This is a genomic window from Antarcticibacterium sp. 1MA-6-2 (assembly GCF_021535135.1).
Lineage (GTDB): Bacteria > Bacteroidota > Bacteroidia > Flavobacteriales > Flavobacteriaceae > Gillisia.
Genome location: NZ_CP091036.1, coordinates 847,009 through 861,452 on the forward strand (window position 1 = coordinate 847,009; position 14,444 = coordinate 861,452).

Genomic DNA, 14,444 nt, shown 5'->3' on the forward strand with positions numbered 1-14,444 from the left:
TTTATTTGTTTTTAATTTGCGCATTATAAAAAGCCGCTATACAGGCACCTATAAGCCATCCTAAAATGAATATCTGTACAATTCCCAAACTGGCTTCCCATAAAGGAACATCCATTCTAATAATACTGGTAACATCCAATCCGTGCACAAGGCTATTAAAAAATGTTATGGATCCTCCTTGTCCGGCTGTAGCCATTACGATCATACAGCCCAGATATATCAAGGCTCCAGTTAGACCGAGGGCAAAACCGAATTTTTTTACATTTAATCGATACATAATTAATGTGTTTTAAGATTAGTTACCTGAGTTTAATAATTTCTTCGATTTTTCGTATTCTTCCTTTGAAATTTCGCCCTTGGCAAACCTATTTTTTAGGATGTCCAATGGCTTTTCTTCTTTTGTTCTTTGGTAGGGAATATCTGTTGGGATAAAGAAAATCCATATAATAAATGCTAACCAGATAAACCACCAAATAAGGTGCATACCTCCAAAAGTTCCGTCGTAATAGTGCATAGTGCTGAGTTTTAAAGTTATTTTTTAATTTCTTCAATAGTATAGCCCTCTATGTTGTCTAGTTGCTTTTGTAGTTCATCAACTGTTAGGGTTTCCTTCATTGTGATAATTGTGGCTCCTTTTGGGTTCAGAAAAACTTCTGTTTTTTCCACAGCTGGGAGCGCCTCTAAAACTTTCTTAACCCTGTTAACGCATCCACCGCAACTGATGCCATTAATTTGAAATTTTCGTTTCATATCTTAAACTTTAGTGATGATGATCTCTTTTTTCATCCTCTTTTTTGTTCTTCTTATTTAAGTTCTCATCAGATAATCCGTGCGTATGGCTCCCGTGTTGCATTGGCATCAGTAAGTGTATGGCGAACATTATTATGATAAATGTAAAAAGCCAGGTCCCGCCTCCAATTCCAATGGATGGTGCTAAAAAAATGAATAACAAGGGAAGCCCGCAACCGAGGACCATCCATAACCAGTGATTTTTCATTGTTTTTTGTTTTTAAAATTGATAATATCTGTTTTAATTGATTTTTTTAATCCTCTATCCCTTATTATTGTTCCTGATTGCTATTAGATTGTCAGAAATAAATTTGGAAGTAATAGCTGGGGTATCTTTAACATAGAAGTCCTGGATGGATCTCAATTCCTGGGGATCCCAGCCCCCCGTTGGTTCTCCTGTTTTTGGGTTTCGACCCTCAAGAGTGTACCAATACACCTGTCCCAAAGCTGTCGCATCAGGACCCAAAGCAGGTTGTACATCTGCAGGTAAGGTACTACGCGGGAAGAGAATTAAGCTTCTCCAAAATCCGGGACTAGCTCCAGTAGAATTCCACATCCTCCTCAAAAATTACATATATACTGGAAAGGCCGAAAAGCGAACTGCTTCGAATAGTCTTTACTCCCGGCACTCCCAGAAGGGAAGTAGTGAGGGGATAGGTTATCTGGTCCTCGATATCCTGCGGGGATTTCCCCATCCACTCGGTATAAACTATTTGTTGGTTTTCACCAATATCGGGTATAGCATCTACGGGAACGGGATCTCTTGGCATCCAGTCAATTTCCCAATTAAATGGTGCTGTAGCCACCCCCCAGGCTATAAACGCAACCGTAAGTAAAGCGGTCACTAACTTATTCTCTAAAAAGAATTTAATTGTTCTGTTAAGCATAATTTTTGATTACAGTTAATATTCGCCAAAAGAGGCAATACAATCAACCACAACTGTACAAGACAAATGTGGTCATGCGGAAATCAGACTGTAATCAAATAAGGAAGGTCTGGTCGAGCACCTGTATATCATGGACCAGTAAAGGTGGAATATAATCAGCAAAAGGAACGTTATGCGCTTAGCTGTTCCTCGAAAAGACTGGTTAAGGAATAGGTGAAACCTGCAAGAAACACTTGCTGGTCAAAATTAAGATCATAGAATGATATCTTCAGATCTTTCTGCCCATCAATAGCTACTGTATCCTCCCAGCAACCTTTCTCGTCAGACATTCCAGGACTATGTTCCATTCCGCAGGTTTCGGCTGCAGAAAAAATGGCCTGATCCACAAGAAAATCTCCACAGAAATGCTTATTCACAGTAAAGGACAATGTGGATAGAAGCACCAAGGATGCCAAAAGAGAAGATGATATTTTATACAGGATAGATTTCACAGTATTTTTTCTTTTACTCTTGAGATGTTAGATTTTCTGCTGGATTATTTGTAAAAAAAGTTTTAAGTATATCTTATATCCCAAAAATAGTAGGTTTATCACTTTAATAATGTGATTAAAATCATATTTCCCTCTTTTTCTTAGATTATTTCAGTAGCGTGAGACTTCAGTGGTTCAGGGTAAAATTCTGACCTGACGATTAAAAAAATAATAACATAGACAAACTTTAAACTTCCGGGTATGTTATTTTCAAAAATTTCACAGTCTTACTGAAAAGAAAAGTAAAGTGGAGAGCTTACTAACGGCCTCCACTTTCAATAAATTTAAGAATTTTCCGACCTTAAAAACTTATTACAGCTTCAAGCACCAGTCCATTGAATTTTCCTCCATCAAACCTTGTACCCGGTAAAAATCCGTTATATTCCTGATTCACATACTCCACTTTAGCAAGTATATTTTTGGTCATGAACCAACCTCCTGACAACTGGTATCTTGCGATATCAATATCATTCCCGGCCTCCTCACCGTCCACAGTATTGTATCTTCCGGCCACGTAATAGTTTTCATCAGCCCCAAATCTATAAATAAGATCTCCGGCAAGTTGTGTAATGGTCCTTTCCTGTGCTTCGGTTGTACGTTTACCTGAAGCCCTTTCAAAAGTTCCGAAAAATTCCAGTCCTCCCATTTTAATAAAAGGGTTGATCATAAAGGCAGTCATCTCGTTCCCAAATCGTGGATTGTACCTACCGGAAGTGAATCCATGAACATCTGGTAACTCCATTACTTCATAATATCTCGACCCTGCACGATCACCCCCATACAAGGATACATTAGCATTTTTATTGGTATGGTAAACCGAGCTTAGGTTAATCTGAATCTAATGTTATTACTCAGTAATCCATCGTAACCTGCTTTCGCCAGAAAGGAAGGACCTGTTGCATCTGGATTTGTAACGCTTTGATTTAATTTGCCATTAGTTGCACCTACCATTCCAATAAATCCGTTGTTCCTATAGTAAACTTCTGCACCAACTTCTGTTGTAAATGAATCCATAATGTAATTCCCCACAAAAGGATTATATATAGCCTGGGCATTATCTGTTCGCCGGAAGTGAGCATCACCATAGTTGTTTTCCATATGTCCAATTTTGACGGTTACATTATTCATTAAACCTTCCATGAACCCGGTGCTTATAAAATCCAATTTATCGATCAAAATGTATCCACTTTTTACGTAAGGTTCATTATGGTGACGTGAAGACAAATAGGTTCTAAGATGCATACGCACCCCGTCGTATAACTGAACATCAAGGTCCAGATTGGCTGTTGGCAAGTTGAAATTGCTTCCTATTGTTGACAGAGGAACAGTACCTGAATTTTCATGTTCCAGGGCCTGAAATTGAATTGTTGATGCACCACCAATCCTTACTTCGACCCCATCAAAAGTACTGATTGTATCTTTGGGTGCTTCAAAGGTATTTATGCCTCTTTTATCTGGTGCTCTAAAGTTGTCCAAATCCCGTTGCTGTGCCTGCAACTGGGATGCTAAGAGCACAAAGGCAATTGTGCTCAAATATAAAATTGAAGTTTTCATTTTTGTATTTTTAAAAATTTAGAATAAGAAATTGAATAAAAGCAGAACTGTAATTCACTCTAGTTAGAATCAATTCGGTTCGATTTCCAAGTTCAATAAATCCTAAATCAAAAATACTTCAAACAATACCTGGTAGTCTTTTTTTACTAAAGGTGGGATATGCCTAATGGAAGGCACGTATTTTCCCGGAAGAATTGGCGTTCCAAAAAGAGGAGAGAAAGGAATAATTCCAAAACCAGCTGTAATTTCAAATGAAAGTGAGGAGATTTTTAAATCTTTCTGAGCCGCCTTCCGGATACTTACACCAAAACAACAGGTATCTTCAGCAAATTTTTCGATTTTAATCTCCCCATTGCAACTCTTAGATTTTTGGTTAAATGCAAAATCTACCAGCTTATCGCTGCAATAATGCATATCCACAGTAATTGAGGATGTTGCAAACAGTACAATCAGCGAAAGAAGAATAGAAAGTAGTTTCATTGCTAAATAATAAAATTCGAGGCAACTGCTCCTTGGAAACAAAACTATCAAAAATACAAGGTGAAAAATATGATCTTTATCAGTTTTGGCGTTTTTTGTTGTGCATCATAAAAAGTAGTTGCCCGTTAAATAAAATGGATGTTCTTATAATAATAGTCTCTCAAATATTAAAAAATCAACTATCACTTCCCTTAATACCTAAATAAATGATTAGGAAATATTATTAAATTTAAAAGTTCCAGAAGCGTGTTCTCGCCTTTGCGGGCTTTAAAAAATTAATATGGTATTTTTACTACTTTTCTTAGATTTTAAATTACTCCGGTAGAACTCATAACAAGTTCAGGTCTTCTTCTCTTTTAAGCTTTTGAAGCCTATAATCAGAAGGACTTAAACCTAGGTTACTTTTCTAAACTGGGTGGAGAGGTAAGTCGCACTGCTGTATCCTGTTTCCCTGGCAATCTCTGAGATGTTCAACTCATTATATTCAAGTAACTCCTTTATACGTTCAATTTTGACCTGGTTCTGAAATTCCTGTATTGTCTTACCTTCTATTGTTGTAAAGAGCCTGGTGAGATGACTGTAGTCGTAATAGAGATATTCACTTAAAACCTTTGATAATTTTCCGCTGCCATAGTTTTCCTCTTTATAAATACGTGCTATAATAATTGATTTTATCTTGTTCACAAGCCGCTCATTTTTATCGAAAAGTATCTCAAAACCTACCCTCAAGAATTCTTTCTGAATGGCAGACATTTCTGCAGCAGTCAAGGGCTTTACCAGTACCGCTTGCCCCAATGAAACTTCCTGATAGGGAATTTTTAATCCTTCCAATATTTCCCTGACGCTGCTTTTGCACCGCTGACAAACCACGTTTTTTATATAAAGTACTTTTTCTTCCATATTGGTAATTTCAATGACTATTAAACTTAATTGCACCCCATAATACCGGAATGTTGTTAGCGTTAAATGATGACCTTGTAAAAACAAAAGCTTAATCCAGATTTAAGCTCTTAATCAGTTAAAACCTGGAATGGAATAGAAATTTTCGTATTTTCCCAGGATAAAGATATAGTTCCTTGATCCTCATTTTCTTTTCTTATCTCATACTCTAGTGCTTCCTGTGTTTCCGCCAATTCTTCAGGTATTACATCGACGCTAAGTACGTTCTCATTTTCATCATATTCGTCTTTTCCGTGCTGGTCCCATCGGGAATTGAACATTACTGTCCAATTTTCTTTTCCGGGGATTACAAAAAAACCGTACTTTCCGGCGGGCAATGTTTCATCACCAATAACCAAATCTTTACTGGTTTCTATCCAGGTGGCTTTGTGAGCCCCCGCCTGCCAAACCGTATTATAGCCAACCAGTCCCCCAAAGATTATCCTGTCCCGTACCCTCGGTGAAGAATAATCGATATGGATATGTGCACCATTAATGATGGCCATAGCACTGGTGTGCGGACTTAAAACTTTCTTGTTGGTGATACTTTTTTCCTGTTGATGGTTTTCATGTTGGGCTTGCATTCCCTTTATGGTAAACAATGCAAACAGTATGTAAAAAATGGATTTTGTGATTTTCATAATTCAGGTTTTAAGATTAATTGTTATTTATTGATACATCAATATTTTCAGTATTGATCTTTGAGAAAAATTTTAGGGCTCCTTCCTCATAAAGGGAGTCCAGCTCATTTAACGGGGTGGAAAGCTCATCGGTTTCATAGTTTTGGTAGTCTACAAACCGGATACCTTCTATGACCCTTGGATTCACCGCTTTCCTAAATCTTATCCCGCCATTGTTGGTGAAAAACTGATACGCCAGATAATCAACAGTGAAATTTTCTTTGTGGATCCAATACACAAATTTATCATGGTGATCTGTCCCGCCGCCTTCTTTTCGAAAACTCACTTCAATTTCATAGTAGGGTTCGCCTTCAACTTCATCCTCTCCTGACAGTTTTTTAATCGCGGCCGGGGAATTGAGTACATAAGGTACCTGCACAAAGTAGTGAACAGAATTTATCCCATCACTTATCCTGGTAACCATCGAATCTGGAACAGTGACAGCTTTATTGTTTACAAAACGCTTCAGACCCTCATTGCTGAGAACATCATGTGTGGTTTTACTTAGTGGTGGAATCCTTTACAACGCGTTCCAACCGGAACATGTCCCCATTGCGTTTGCTCTTATATCTCCTGTTCCTAAAAGTAAATCCAATCTCCGCATTTTCATAATTTTTTCCTCCCGAGACCTCTATACTTTTTTCTATAATTTTCTCAGCTTCTGATTTCTTTTCGGAAGTTCCACAAGACAGCGATAACACTGAAACCAGTATAGCAGTTAGGACTATGTTTTTGTGACAAAAGTTTTTCATGTTAGGTACTCCCATATTAAAATTTTTTGAGCATTTTTCTAACCGAAGGAGAGGAGATGTACCATAGTACAAAGCCACTCAGCACCGTTATAAGTCCCAACAGGGAAAAGATACGCAGCACAAGATTATTAAAATCATCTCTACCTTCGTAATCCATAGTGTGGGTCATCCACAAGAAATCAAACCAGCGCCAATCCCGGTGTCTTACAGTTTGAAATGAACCATCGGAGACTGAAACATAAGCTTTAATATTTCCCGCGGTTTCGTAAGAAATCACATAAGCAGGTAACGACCCGCCACGGTATTCATGATGACCTCCCGTTTCTTCAATCATTTCGATTCCAGCTATTCCAAGATCTTCCCGCATATATTTTTCTGCAATTTCGAGAGCCTCTCCTTCAGTTATTCCGAGTTTTTCCTCCCCGGTTTGAGCATCTATCAGTTTTTCATCGTTTACCAGATAAAAAGGTTTACCAGCTATTTCCTTAAGCTGAAGGGATTTTACACCACCCGGCAATTCTGAAGGAGCTATTAAACTACTGAAGGATACCTGTTCCACATGATGTTTCCTGAAGTGGTCGCCGTGGATCTCGTCAATATCTGTCCAGCTAAAATACATGCCGCTTACCGTCCACATAATAAATTGGATCCCAATGAAAAGCCCCAAATAACGATGGGCTTTCCTTAATTTTAATGCTGTTTTTCTTTTGACCAATATTATCTTGATTAATTCGTGAAACTTATATAAAAACCCTGCACCTGGAATACTAACTAACCAATTAAACAAACAATTTCCAGGCGCAGGGCATCAATTTAATTTTCACCTTAATTCCATGGCCAAAGAATCCATCCAGGCAATGAATACTTCCTTTTCTTTAGCCGAAAGTTTCGCATCCCAATGCACCAGGGTATAGGAAGAAAGTGGCATTTCCCCATCTTCCACCTGGCTGCTTATAGAGCGCAGTTTGCTGCTTTGCCGCCGGGAAGAATATTCCCCGAACTCACTAAAATTCAATTCTTCCTTGCCTTTTTCAATATGATCGTTCAAATACCAGGTCAATGGCTGGATCTTATTATACCAGGGATAATTGGTGTTATTGCTATGGCAGTCATAGCAGGAGGTTTGCAGGATTGTATTAATGTTTTCCGGCACTTCAAAAACCTCAGTGAAATCGGATTGGGGTATATAATCACTCGTATTGCGGTTTGTGGGAATAAATTGTATTCCCACAAACACAACCAATAAAATCAAGCCAATGATCTTTAGGAACTTCATGTACTAAATTTCTTTCTGGACCTCTCCACAGGTAAGCATTTTTTGTCCAAAATAAGGGTTTTTTATTTCTTCACTGGCACTCAACCATATTGCACCTTTGTTGGAGTTGTACATAGGACAAAACTGTTGGTAAAGGGTTTTGGGGCTTCCGGTGATTTCCAACATATCTACAAGATCAACGCTAAGGATATCAAAGTGTTCCCGTTGATGAGCTATATCGCTCATGGTAATATGTTCAGCATGTTCTTTGGCATCCTCTATTATTTCCGTCAACTCTTTTTGCTGCCCTCCCTCATATTCACTCATGTCAAACTCTTCAAAAGCTGCTACAAGGCTTTCACTAAGCATTTGCTGCATCTTGTGTATTATCGGCTACAAGCGCATCTTTTAATTTTAAATAGTCATTAACGATCCGCCCGGTTTGCGAATTCTTGTTTTCACTAGTCATATCTTGGGAAGCTTGTGATCCACCTTCCATCATATCTGAGCTAAGCGTTCATATTTTCATGATCCATTGTTGAATGGTCCATCTTTCCTTCTTCAGTGTTGTTCTTACAGGATACTGCTGCCAGGCTTGCAATTACTAACATTGCAATTCCTAAGTTTACTTTTAAATTCTTCATTTTTAGTTGTTTTAAACTGTTTTTAATTATTACTGATTATTTATTTATATACTTATTTGTATTTGGCTAGAACCTTATGCTAAGTCCACCCCCCGCACCAAAACGGTTGTCATAGCTTCCCATGATGGAAAAGTTTTTTGCCAGGAAATATTCAGCCCCCACAGTGAGGACTTCTTCTTTTTCAAAGTTCACTCCTTCAGAAAGATCATTGACCCATCCAAAATCGGCCTGGAATTCATATTCTCCAAAGACTACGATCCTGCGAAAGACCAGAATTTCCCTGCTCAGGCTTACTTGTGGCCTTAGTTTATTGTCAAGGCGCACATCTAAATTAAACATGTACGGAGTAAAATATCGTATTCCTGCAACGGCAGTTGTTGCAATTTCATCCATACTTCCGGTACTTTCGTTTTCCATATTTATCCCTCCAAATACCCGAAACCAGTCGTTTAAATAACGTTCATAAGTAAGTTCTGCCTCCATGTTTTGGTTCCAGCCATATTCTGCACGGGCAGTAAATTGGTTACGAATGTTCGATGAAACAACATTGAATTCTGTCATATGCGAAGCGACATCTACTATCCCCCAGGTAAAAAAATGATTGCTTGCATTGGTAAGGATCTTGAGGGGATGATCTTTCAGGCGTTCATCCCTTGGGGTATCGTAACTAAAAATACGTGCCATGCCGGAATCCAAATGGTACAGAATATGACAATGAAAGAACCAGTCGCCATATTCATTAGCATCAAATTCTATTACCACTTTTTGCATAGGTGCCACATTCACGGTGTGTTTCAAAGGCGAGTATTCCCCGTGCTCGTTTATGACCCTAAAAAAATGCCCATGTAAATGCATGGGATGGTGCATCATGGTAAGGTTGTTAAGGGTTATACGAGTAACCTCCCCCTGTTTTATTTTTATTTTATCACCTTCAGACAAAGGGACACCGTTTAAGCTCCATATATAACGTTGCATATTACTAGGTTAAATTCAGGAGGATCTCTTTAACGGGTTTATCTTCAGAAAAATCTGTTATTTCAGGGGCTTTTAAATAATTATAATTAAACTCCGAAAACATGCCGCCTTGCATGTCCATTTCCTCCTTTTCACCCATATCGTGACCCATTTTTTCTTTAGCATCTTTATCCCTCTTCATGTTTTCCATTTCCTCCTCGTCCATATTATCGTGGTCCATTATCACCGTGTCGTTGGACTTTTTCATTTCATCCATCTTATTCATCCCGTGATTCATTCCTTCGTGATCCATCTCCATTTCACCGTGGTCCATACTTTCCATTCCGTCCATCTGCATCCCGTATTTCTCTGCCGTTTCGTAAGGTGTTTCTTTACCAGGGTTAAATTTCATTGCAGGGGCTCCCATTTTCATGTCCATGTCTGCCATTTGTTTCATCATGCCAATTAAATCAGGTTTGGACACCTCTGGTGCCCTTATAACTAGCCCCTGGCCAAGGAATGCCGAGGATTGGCCAGTACCGTCTTGCGCAGTAGCCCGAACTTCCAATTTTCCGCTCTCGGGAATGGTAACAATAAAGTCATAGGTTTCAGCTACGGCAATAAAAGTCTTGTTACGCTCTACAGGTACTACGTCCAGTCCATCTGCAGCTACCAATAACGGGGTTTCACCTCCAAATGTCAGCCAAAACTGGGTTGAGGCCGCTGCATTTATAAATCTTAACCTTACCCTTTCTCCCGGTTCAAACTCAGGATACTCCTGGCTCGTCGCTCCGTTTATAATGAAAGCAGGATAATACACATCTGAAATATCCATCCCTTCCATTCGCTGTTTCCAAAAGTTCAGCTGGGCTCCCAAAGCACCCCGTGCTATCACCCTATTAAGAGGTGTAACTGTATTTTTCTTGATCCCATACCACTCATTGCCTCTTTTTAGATTTCTTAAAACATTTTTTGGTTTTTCAAATGTCCAGTCTGCCAGGACAAGGACGAGCTCTGAGTCATAATTAAGATCCTCTTCAGGATCTTCAATAACAATAGAACCGTATACTCCACTTTGTTCCTGTAATCCTGTATGGGAATGGTACCAGTAGGTTCCTGCTTGCTTTAAAGCAAATTCATAAGTAAAAGTTTCTCCCGGTTTTATAGGAGGAGTTGTGAGATAGGGCACGCCATCAAAAAAATTGGGAAGTAATAGGCCGTGCCAATGCACCGAGGTTTCTACATCCATTTCATTTTTTACGTGGATTACAGCATATTCTCCTTCTGTAAACCTTAAGGTAGGGCCGGGAATACTTCCGTTAATGGTCATTCCCATTTTCTTTTTTCCGCCAATATTTACTTCCTCCTGATCTATGGTGATGTTATATTCCCTTACTGGTAGGTTATCCACGTTTCCTTCAACAGATTGCTGCTGTTGCTGCTGGGGATACATTCCCCACGTAATTAATATAAGTCCTATTAAAGTACCGAGTTTTTTCATGGTTTCGTTTTTATCTTTATTTTTTCATTACTTCTATAATCTTAAATCTCTTTTTAGTACCCAAAACCAACTTTAAGATTTTCTTCCAGGTTGTTCATTATGCCAGCCATAAAGCGATAAATATTGCTGCCAGAAAAAGACCTGAAATAATAAGAAAAGCATATAACTTATCTTTTTTAGTTACTTTGGGCCCCTCAAATTTTCTTTTTTCTTTTGTTCTCTCCTGAACTTCCTATCACCTTTCATAGATTTTTCAGTTTTTTAGCTAATCTATCGTTGTTTTGTGCCTGCCAATGGGTTGGAGAACTTGTAGGGAGATCCAACCCATTCCTGCAGGACTTTTTATTAATCTTCTTCATCACATTACCACATCCTAATATTTCTTTACCAAAGTATTAAATGAGTATTCTTTAGGTTGATAAGCAATAGCAACCGGGTATCACTTTCAGTTAAAATGTTCAAAATTAATTAATTGTTTCAGTAACTTCTCCACATCTCAACATTGCCGCACCGTAATAGGGATTTTGTACTTCAGGAGAAGCACTTAACCAATCTGCGCCTTGGTCACTGTTTGCCATAGGGCAGTGGAGTACATACAACCCTTCATTGACGAGTTGAAAGGTTTTCACCAATCCTATCATCGTTTCTGAAAAGCCGACAAATCCGTTACGTATCTCACTAATATTTCCTGCCGTTGACAAATCTTCAATGGTGTTTTCCAATGCCTCCCTGTAACTTTCCCAAACAACCAGGGCATCCTGGCTTAATACTGAAGTATTTACAGCTTCCATAATTTCTTCCAGTTCCGAGGCATTTTCTTTTGCTGCTGAAAAATTGTCTGCGACCAAAGTCTCTTTCAAGTCTAAATATCCTGCTACAATCGGTTTGAATTCAGATTTGGCTTTTTCTGGAATTTCAATCTGAATGATGTCTGCATCGTCAATTTTCTCCATTTCAGGATTCATCATACTGGGTTTGCCTGCCAATTGTGCGGCCGCATCTACGGTAAAAGTACCATTGACCACAATTTCCTCTCCCGCTTCCAAACCTTCTTCAATAATATAAGCATCAGCCAGTGCTTAAGCCCCCAGGACTATTTCCCTAAGGGTAAAGCCCACATTGTTGCCGAGGTTTTCCTTGACATACACTACCGAGCGGGTCCCGGTCCATAGAACTGCAGATTTAGGAACCACTAACTCATTAGAATTGGCTTCCCCAAGAGCTGTCTGTACCGTTCCCGACACAAACATTTCAGGTTTCAATTTACCTTCGCTATTATCTACTTCCACTCTGGCCCTGGCAACCCGAGACTGGGAATTCAATAAGGGATCCACAAAAGTGATCTCCCCTTCAAAAGTTTCACCGGGAAGAGCTCTTACAGTGAATTCCACCTTGCTGCCTTCTTCTACCCAGCCTACCTGTCCCTCGTAAAGGTCAAATAGCACCCAGACTTCCGAAAGGTCTGCGATTTGGTATATAGGCATTCCGCGTTGCACATAATCCCCCAGATTGACCAACTTTTCTGTTACAACTCCACTTACATCTGCCGTTACGGGGAAACGCTCAAGAGGTCTTCCACTGTTCAGTATCTGGTTGATCTGATTTTCTCCGATCCTCCAGTTACGAAGTTTTTCCTTGGCAGCCTCAAATAACTCTGGTTGGCTTTCCCGAATCCTTGCCGCCTGGAGGAGTTCCTCCTGCGCCGTTACAAGTTCTGGCGAATAGACGGTGGCAAGGGTTTGACCTCGTCGAACCTGCTCCCCCGTAAAATTTACCTTCAGGCTTTCAATCCGTCCTGGAATGTGGCTGGACTGCGTAACCGTATTAGTCTCATTCAGTTCTACTTTCCCATTCAAACGAAGCGTTCTTGCAGCTGCACTTTTGCCCACCTGCATAGTACTTACATTGGCCAGCTTCATCGCATTCTCACTCATCTGGAAAGTAGCGGGATTATCCGTTTCCGCCCCTGCATTCACAGCAGGAATCAGCTCCATACCACAAATGGGACAGTCTCCTGGACCATTTTGTCTTATTTGTGGGTGCATTGAGCAAGTCCAGATCTGATTTTCCTCAGCTTCTGTATGCGCATGCTCACTTTCAACTAACCTGGCTGCGTTATTGCCCCCGAAGATCAGCCAGCCTATGAGAAATCCGAGAATGAGGACTCCTCCAATTTTCACTATATTCTTATACTTTGTGTTCATTTTATTCTGTTTTAGAGGATAAATAATCCATTCGTGCTTGTGCCGTCACCCCGCTTCTTATTGCATTTAGGCGCTGGGTCTTGAGCATTATTATATCTTGATTCATTCTAAGTACTTCATCAAAATTCCCGGTCGCGGTACTGTAAGCGGAAATCAAAAGGCTTCTTGCCTGTTCTGAACTCTCAATTTGCCTGTTGTATAGATCTATTAAGGTCTCAGCTTTTTTTAGTTCGAAAAGAGAAAGCTCATACTGTGACCGCAGTTCATTCTGTTGCCGCTGACCTTCCTGTTCCATGGCCGTGGTCATAAATTCAGCCTCTTTCCTTATGGCTTTGTACTTTTTCCGGAAGATGGGCAGACTCACAGACAACATCGGCATAAAAGCATCATCCCCGTTCATTTCAGGCATTCCCATAGGTGTCTTTGACATAATGGTATAATCCAGGCCTAAGCCAAGCATCGGCATCCCTTCTTTTCTTGCCAGCTCCTGTTGTGCTTCATAAGCTCTTTTCTGACTCTCAAACTGCTGTACAGCCGGGTGATCCTTCAGTACTGGATCCAGCTGGCTCTCATTCCAGTTAAAAACAAGGGTATCAGCAATCTGAACAGGCAGCTCCGGGCTCCGGTTGAGCATAAGATTAAAATCGGCTTCTAAAGGTTCCAACTGATCCCTTAAAACTTCAATGGCGGTGAGAGCCCCCTCCTTCTGAATATCTATTCTCACCACGTCTACCATCTGTCCGCCTCCGCTGCTGAACCTGCTCAATGAAAGATCCTTGTATGAATCCAGGATCTCCAGATTTTCCTCCTGTAACTCTATGGTTTTCTCCACTTCGTACAGCTGAGCGTAGGCTGATTTAACCTCAAAAAACAACTTGTTGCGCACATCCAGATAATTCTGAAACTGAGCCTCGGCCATTAGGTTGGCAACGTTCCCCCTGGCTTCCAGGGTGCCAAACCAGGGAAACATCTGCATCAAACTGAATACGGCTTCCTCTGCTCCCATACTACTTTCCATCATCCGCCCAAAGGCACTGACGGTAAGCGTTGGGTCGGGCAGACTGGAAACCTGAGGCGACTTTTGAAGGGCAGCCTCAAATTGGGCATAAGCTGCCTGTACCCCAGGATTGTTTGATGCTGCCAGCTGGAGATAATCCTCCAAATCTTCCTGAGCTGTTATAGGAAGACTTAAGAAGCCAGCCAACAGAAAGAGCAGTTTATATTTGATATATATATTCATCATTTACTTTTTTTGTTCTTAATTAGTAAGGCCCA

At 40.0% G+C, this 14,444-nt stretch carries 19 protein-coding genes and 3 pseudogenes; all 22 read right to left on the reverse strand.

Annotated elements, in window-relative coordinates:
* Position 1 precedes the first annotated feature (1 nt).
* Positions 2 to 277, reverse strand: coding sequence for a DUF5676 family membrane protein (locus LZ575_RS04295; RefSeq protein ID WP_235329220.1), 276 nt, complete (start codon positions 275 to 277; stop codon positions 2 to 4).
* Between the two features lie 18 nt (positions 278 to 295).
* Positions 296 to 514 (reverse strand): SHOCT domain-containing protein, encoded by a 219-nt coding sequence (locus LZ575_RS04300; RefSeq protein WP_235329222.1) that lies wholly within the window; start codon positions 512 to 514, stop codon positions 296 to 298.
* A gap of 17 nt (positions 515 to 531) precedes the next feature.
* On the reverse strand, positions 532 to 750 hold the full coding sequence (locus tag LZ575_RS04305) for a heavy-metal-associated domain-containing protein (RefSeq protein WP_235329231.1): 219 nt from the start codon (positions 748 to 750) through the stop codon (positions 532 to 534).
* A 10-nt stretch (positions 751 to 760) separates the two neighbouring features.
* Positions 761 to 997, reverse strand: coding sequence for a hypothetical protein (locus tag LZ575_RS04310; RefSeq protein ID WP_127844249.1), 237 nt, complete (start codon positions 995 to 997; stop codon positions 761 to 763).
* 126 nt (positions 998 to 1,123) lie between these two features.
* Positions 1,124 to 1,676: pseudogene (locus LZ575_RS04315) on the reverse strand (efflux RND transporter permease subunit); the annotation flags it as partial.
* Between the two features lie 94 nt (positions 1,677 to 1,770).
* Positions 1,771 to 2,167 (reverse strand): annotated as a pseudogene (locus LZ575_RS04320) (HYC_CC_PP family protein).
* A gap of 340 nt (positions 2,168 to 2,507) precedes the next feature.
* Positions 2,508 to 2,990 carry a hypothetical protein gene (locus LZ575_RS23250; protein WP_311195968.1) on the reverse strand — a complete coding sequence of 161 codons (483 nt, stop codon included), beginning with the start codon at positions 2,988 to 2,990 and terminating at the stop codon, positions 2,508 to 2,510.
* A 38-nt stretch (positions 2,991 to 3,028) separates the two neighbouring features.
* Positions 3,029 to 3,760, reverse strand: coding sequence for a hypothetical protein (locus LZ575_RS23255; RefSeq protein ID WP_311195969.1), 732 nt, complete (start codon positions 3,758 to 3,760; stop codon positions 3,029 to 3,031).
* Positions 3,761 to 3,862: 102 nt separating this feature from the next.
* Complete coding sequence (locus tag LZ575_RS04330) at positions 3,863 to 4,240, reverse strand: HYC_CC_PP family protein (RefSeq protein ID WP_235329233.1); 378 nt, start codon at positions 4,238 to 4,240, stop codon at positions 3,863 to 3,865.
* Positions 4,241 to 4,633: 393 nt separating this feature from the next.
* Positions 4,634 to 5,140, reverse strand: coding sequence for an AraC family transcriptional regulator (locus tag LZ575_RS04335; RefSeq protein WP_235329235.1), 507 nt, complete (start codon positions 5,138 to 5,140; stop codon positions 4,634 to 4,636).
* A gap of 110 nt (positions 5,141 to 5,250) precedes the next feature.
* Complete coding sequence (locus tag LZ575_RS04340; protein WP_235329237.1) at positions 5,251 to 5,820, reverse strand: DUF2911 domain-containing protein; 570 nt, start codon at positions 5,818 to 5,820, stop codon at positions 5,251 to 5,253.
* A gap of 16 nt (positions 5,821 to 5,836) precedes the next feature.
* On the reverse strand, positions 5,837 to 6,283 hold the full coding sequence (locus LZ575_RS04345; protein WP_235329240.1) for a DUF6503 family protein: 447 nt from the start codon (positions 6,281 to 6,283) through the stop codon (positions 5,837 to 5,839).
* Between the two features lie 76 nt (positions 6,284 to 6,359).
* Positions 6,360 to 6,626: a DUF6503 family protein gene (locus LZ575_RS04350; RefSeq protein ID WP_235329242.1), complete on the reverse strand. Its 267-nt coding sequence runs from the start codon at positions 6,624 to 6,626 to the stop codon at positions 6,360 to 6,362.
* A 1-nt stretch (position 6,627) separates the two neighbouring features.
* Positions 6,628 to 7,326, reverse strand: coding sequence for a PepSY domain-containing protein (locus LZ575_RS04355; protein WP_235329250.1), 699 nt, complete (start codon positions 7,324 to 7,326; stop codon positions 6,628 to 6,630).
* Between the two features lie 105 nt (positions 7,327 to 7,431).
* Positions 7,432 to 7,887 (reverse strand): heme-binding domain-containing protein, encoded by a 456-nt coding sequence (locus tag LZ575_RS04360; RefSeq protein ID WP_235329252.1) that lies wholly within the window; start codon positions 7,885 to 7,887, stop codon positions 7,432 to 7,434.
* Between the two features lie 3 nt (positions 7,888 to 7,890).
* Complete coding sequence (locus LZ575_RS04365; protein WP_235329254.1) at positions 7,891 to 8,235, reverse strand: DUF3347 domain-containing protein; 345 nt, start codon at positions 8,233 to 8,235, stop codon at positions 7,891 to 7,893.
* Positions 8,228 to 8,335: a DUF3347 domain-containing protein gene (locus LZ575_RS04370; RefSeq protein ID WP_235329256.1), complete on the reverse strand. Its 108-nt coding sequence runs from the start codon at positions 8,333 to 8,335 to the stop codon at positions 8,228 to 8,230. Before LZ575_RS04370 ends, LZ575_RS04365 begins: the two co-directional genes overlap by 8 nt.
* Before the next feature lie 40 nt (positions 8,336 to 8,375).
* Entirely contained in the window at positions 8,376 to 8,510 is a 135-nt protein-coding gene (locus LZ575_RS22310; protein ID WP_255702803.1) for a hypothetical protein, read from the reverse strand.
* Positions 8,511 to 8,576: 66 nt separating this feature from the next.
* Positions 8,577 to 10,965, reverse strand: a pseudogene (locus tag LZ575_RS04375) (multicopper oxidase domain-containing protein).
* Positions 10,966 to 11,429: 464 nt separating this feature from the next.
* Positions 11,430 to 12,011 (reverse strand): DUF3347 domain-containing protein, encoded by a 582-nt coding sequence (locus LZ575_RS04380; RefSeq protein ID WP_235329258.1) that lies wholly within the window; start codon positions 12,009 to 12,011, stop codon positions 11,430 to 11,432.
* 33 nt (positions 12,012 to 12,044) lie between these two features.
* Positions 12,045 to 13,169 carry an efflux RND transporter periplasmic adaptor subunit gene (locus LZ575_RS04385; RefSeq protein WP_235329260.1) on the reverse strand — a complete coding sequence of 375 codons (1,125 nt, stop codon included), beginning with the start codon at positions 13,167 to 13,169 and terminating at the stop codon, positions 12,045 to 12,047.
* A gap of 1 nt (position 13,170) precedes the next feature.
* Positions 13,171 to 14,412 carry a TolC family protein gene (locus tag LZ575_RS04390; protein WP_235329262.1) on the reverse strand — a complete coding sequence of 414 codons (1,242 nt, stop codon included), beginning with the start codon at positions 14,410 to 14,412 and terminating at the stop codon, positions 13,171 to 13,173.
* Positions 14,413 to 14,444 lie beyond the last annotated feature (32 nt).

Bases quoted from the DNA above. Each gene is read 5' to 3' on its own strand.
- LZ575_RS04370 (WP_235329256.1), bottom strand. From the start codon at position 8,335: ATGACTAGTGAAAACAAGAATTCGCAAACCGGGCGGATCGTTAATGAC.
- LZ575_RS04330 (WP_235329233.1), bottom strand. From the start codon at position 4,240: ATGAAACTACTTTCTATTCTTCTTTCGCTGATTGTACTGTTTGCAACA.
- LZ575_RS04300 (WP_235329222.1), bottom strand. From the start codon at position 514: ATGCACTATTACGACGGAACTTTTGGAGGTATGCACCTTATTTGGTGG.
- LZ575_RS04350 (WP_235329242.1), bottom strand. From the start codon at position 6,626: ATGGGAGTACCTAACATGAAAAACTTTTGTCACAAAAACATAGTCCTA.
- LZ575_RS04340 (WP_235329237.1), bottom strand. From the start codon at position 5,820: ATGAAAATCACAAAATCCATTTTTTACATACTGTTTGCATTGTTTACC.
- LZ575_RS04305 (WP_235329231.1), bottom strand. From the start codon at position 750: ATGAAACGAAAATTTCAAATTAATGGCATCAGTTGCGGTGGATGCGTT.
- LZ575_RS23255 (WP_311195969.1), bottom strand. From the start codon at position 3,760: ATGAAAACTTCAATTTTATATTTGAGCACAATTGCCTTTGTGCTCTTA.
- LZ575_RS04365 (WP_235329254.1), bottom strand. From the start codon at position 8,235: ATGCTTAGTGAAAGCCTTGTAGCAGCTTTTGAAGAGTTTGACATGAGT.
- LZ575_RS04360 (WP_235329252.1), bottom strand. From the start codon at position 7,887: ATGAAGTTCCTAAAGATCATTGGCTTGATTTTATTGGTTGTGTTTGTG.
- LZ575_RS04310 (WP_127844249.1), bottom strand. From the start codon at position 997: ATGAAAAATCACTGGTTATGGATGGTCCTCGGTTGCGGGCTTCCCTTG.
- LZ575_RS04385 (WP_235329260.1), bottom strand. From the start codon at position 13,169: ATGAACACAAAGTATAAGAATATAGTGAAAATTGGAGGAGTCCTCATT.
- LZ575_RS04345 (WP_235329240.1), bottom strand. From the start codon at position 6,283: ATGGTTACCAGGATAAGTGATGGGATAAATTCTGTTCACTACTTTGTG.
- LZ575_RS04335 (WP_235329235.1), bottom strand. From the start codon at position 5,140: ATGGAAGAAAAAGTACTTTATATAAAAAACGTGGTTTGTCAGCGGTGC.
- LZ575_RS04390 (WP_235329262.1), bottom strand. From the start codon at position 14,412: ATGATGAATATATATATCAAATATAAACTGCTCTTTCTGTTGGCTGGC.
- LZ575_RS22310 (WP_255702803.1), bottom strand. From the start codon at position 8,510: ATGAAGAATTTAAAAGTAAACTTAGGAATTGCAATGTTAGTAATTGCA.
- LZ575_RS04295 (WP_235329220.1), bottom strand. From the start codon at position 277: ATGTATCGATTAAATGTAAAAAAATTCGGTTTTGCCCTCGGTCTAACT.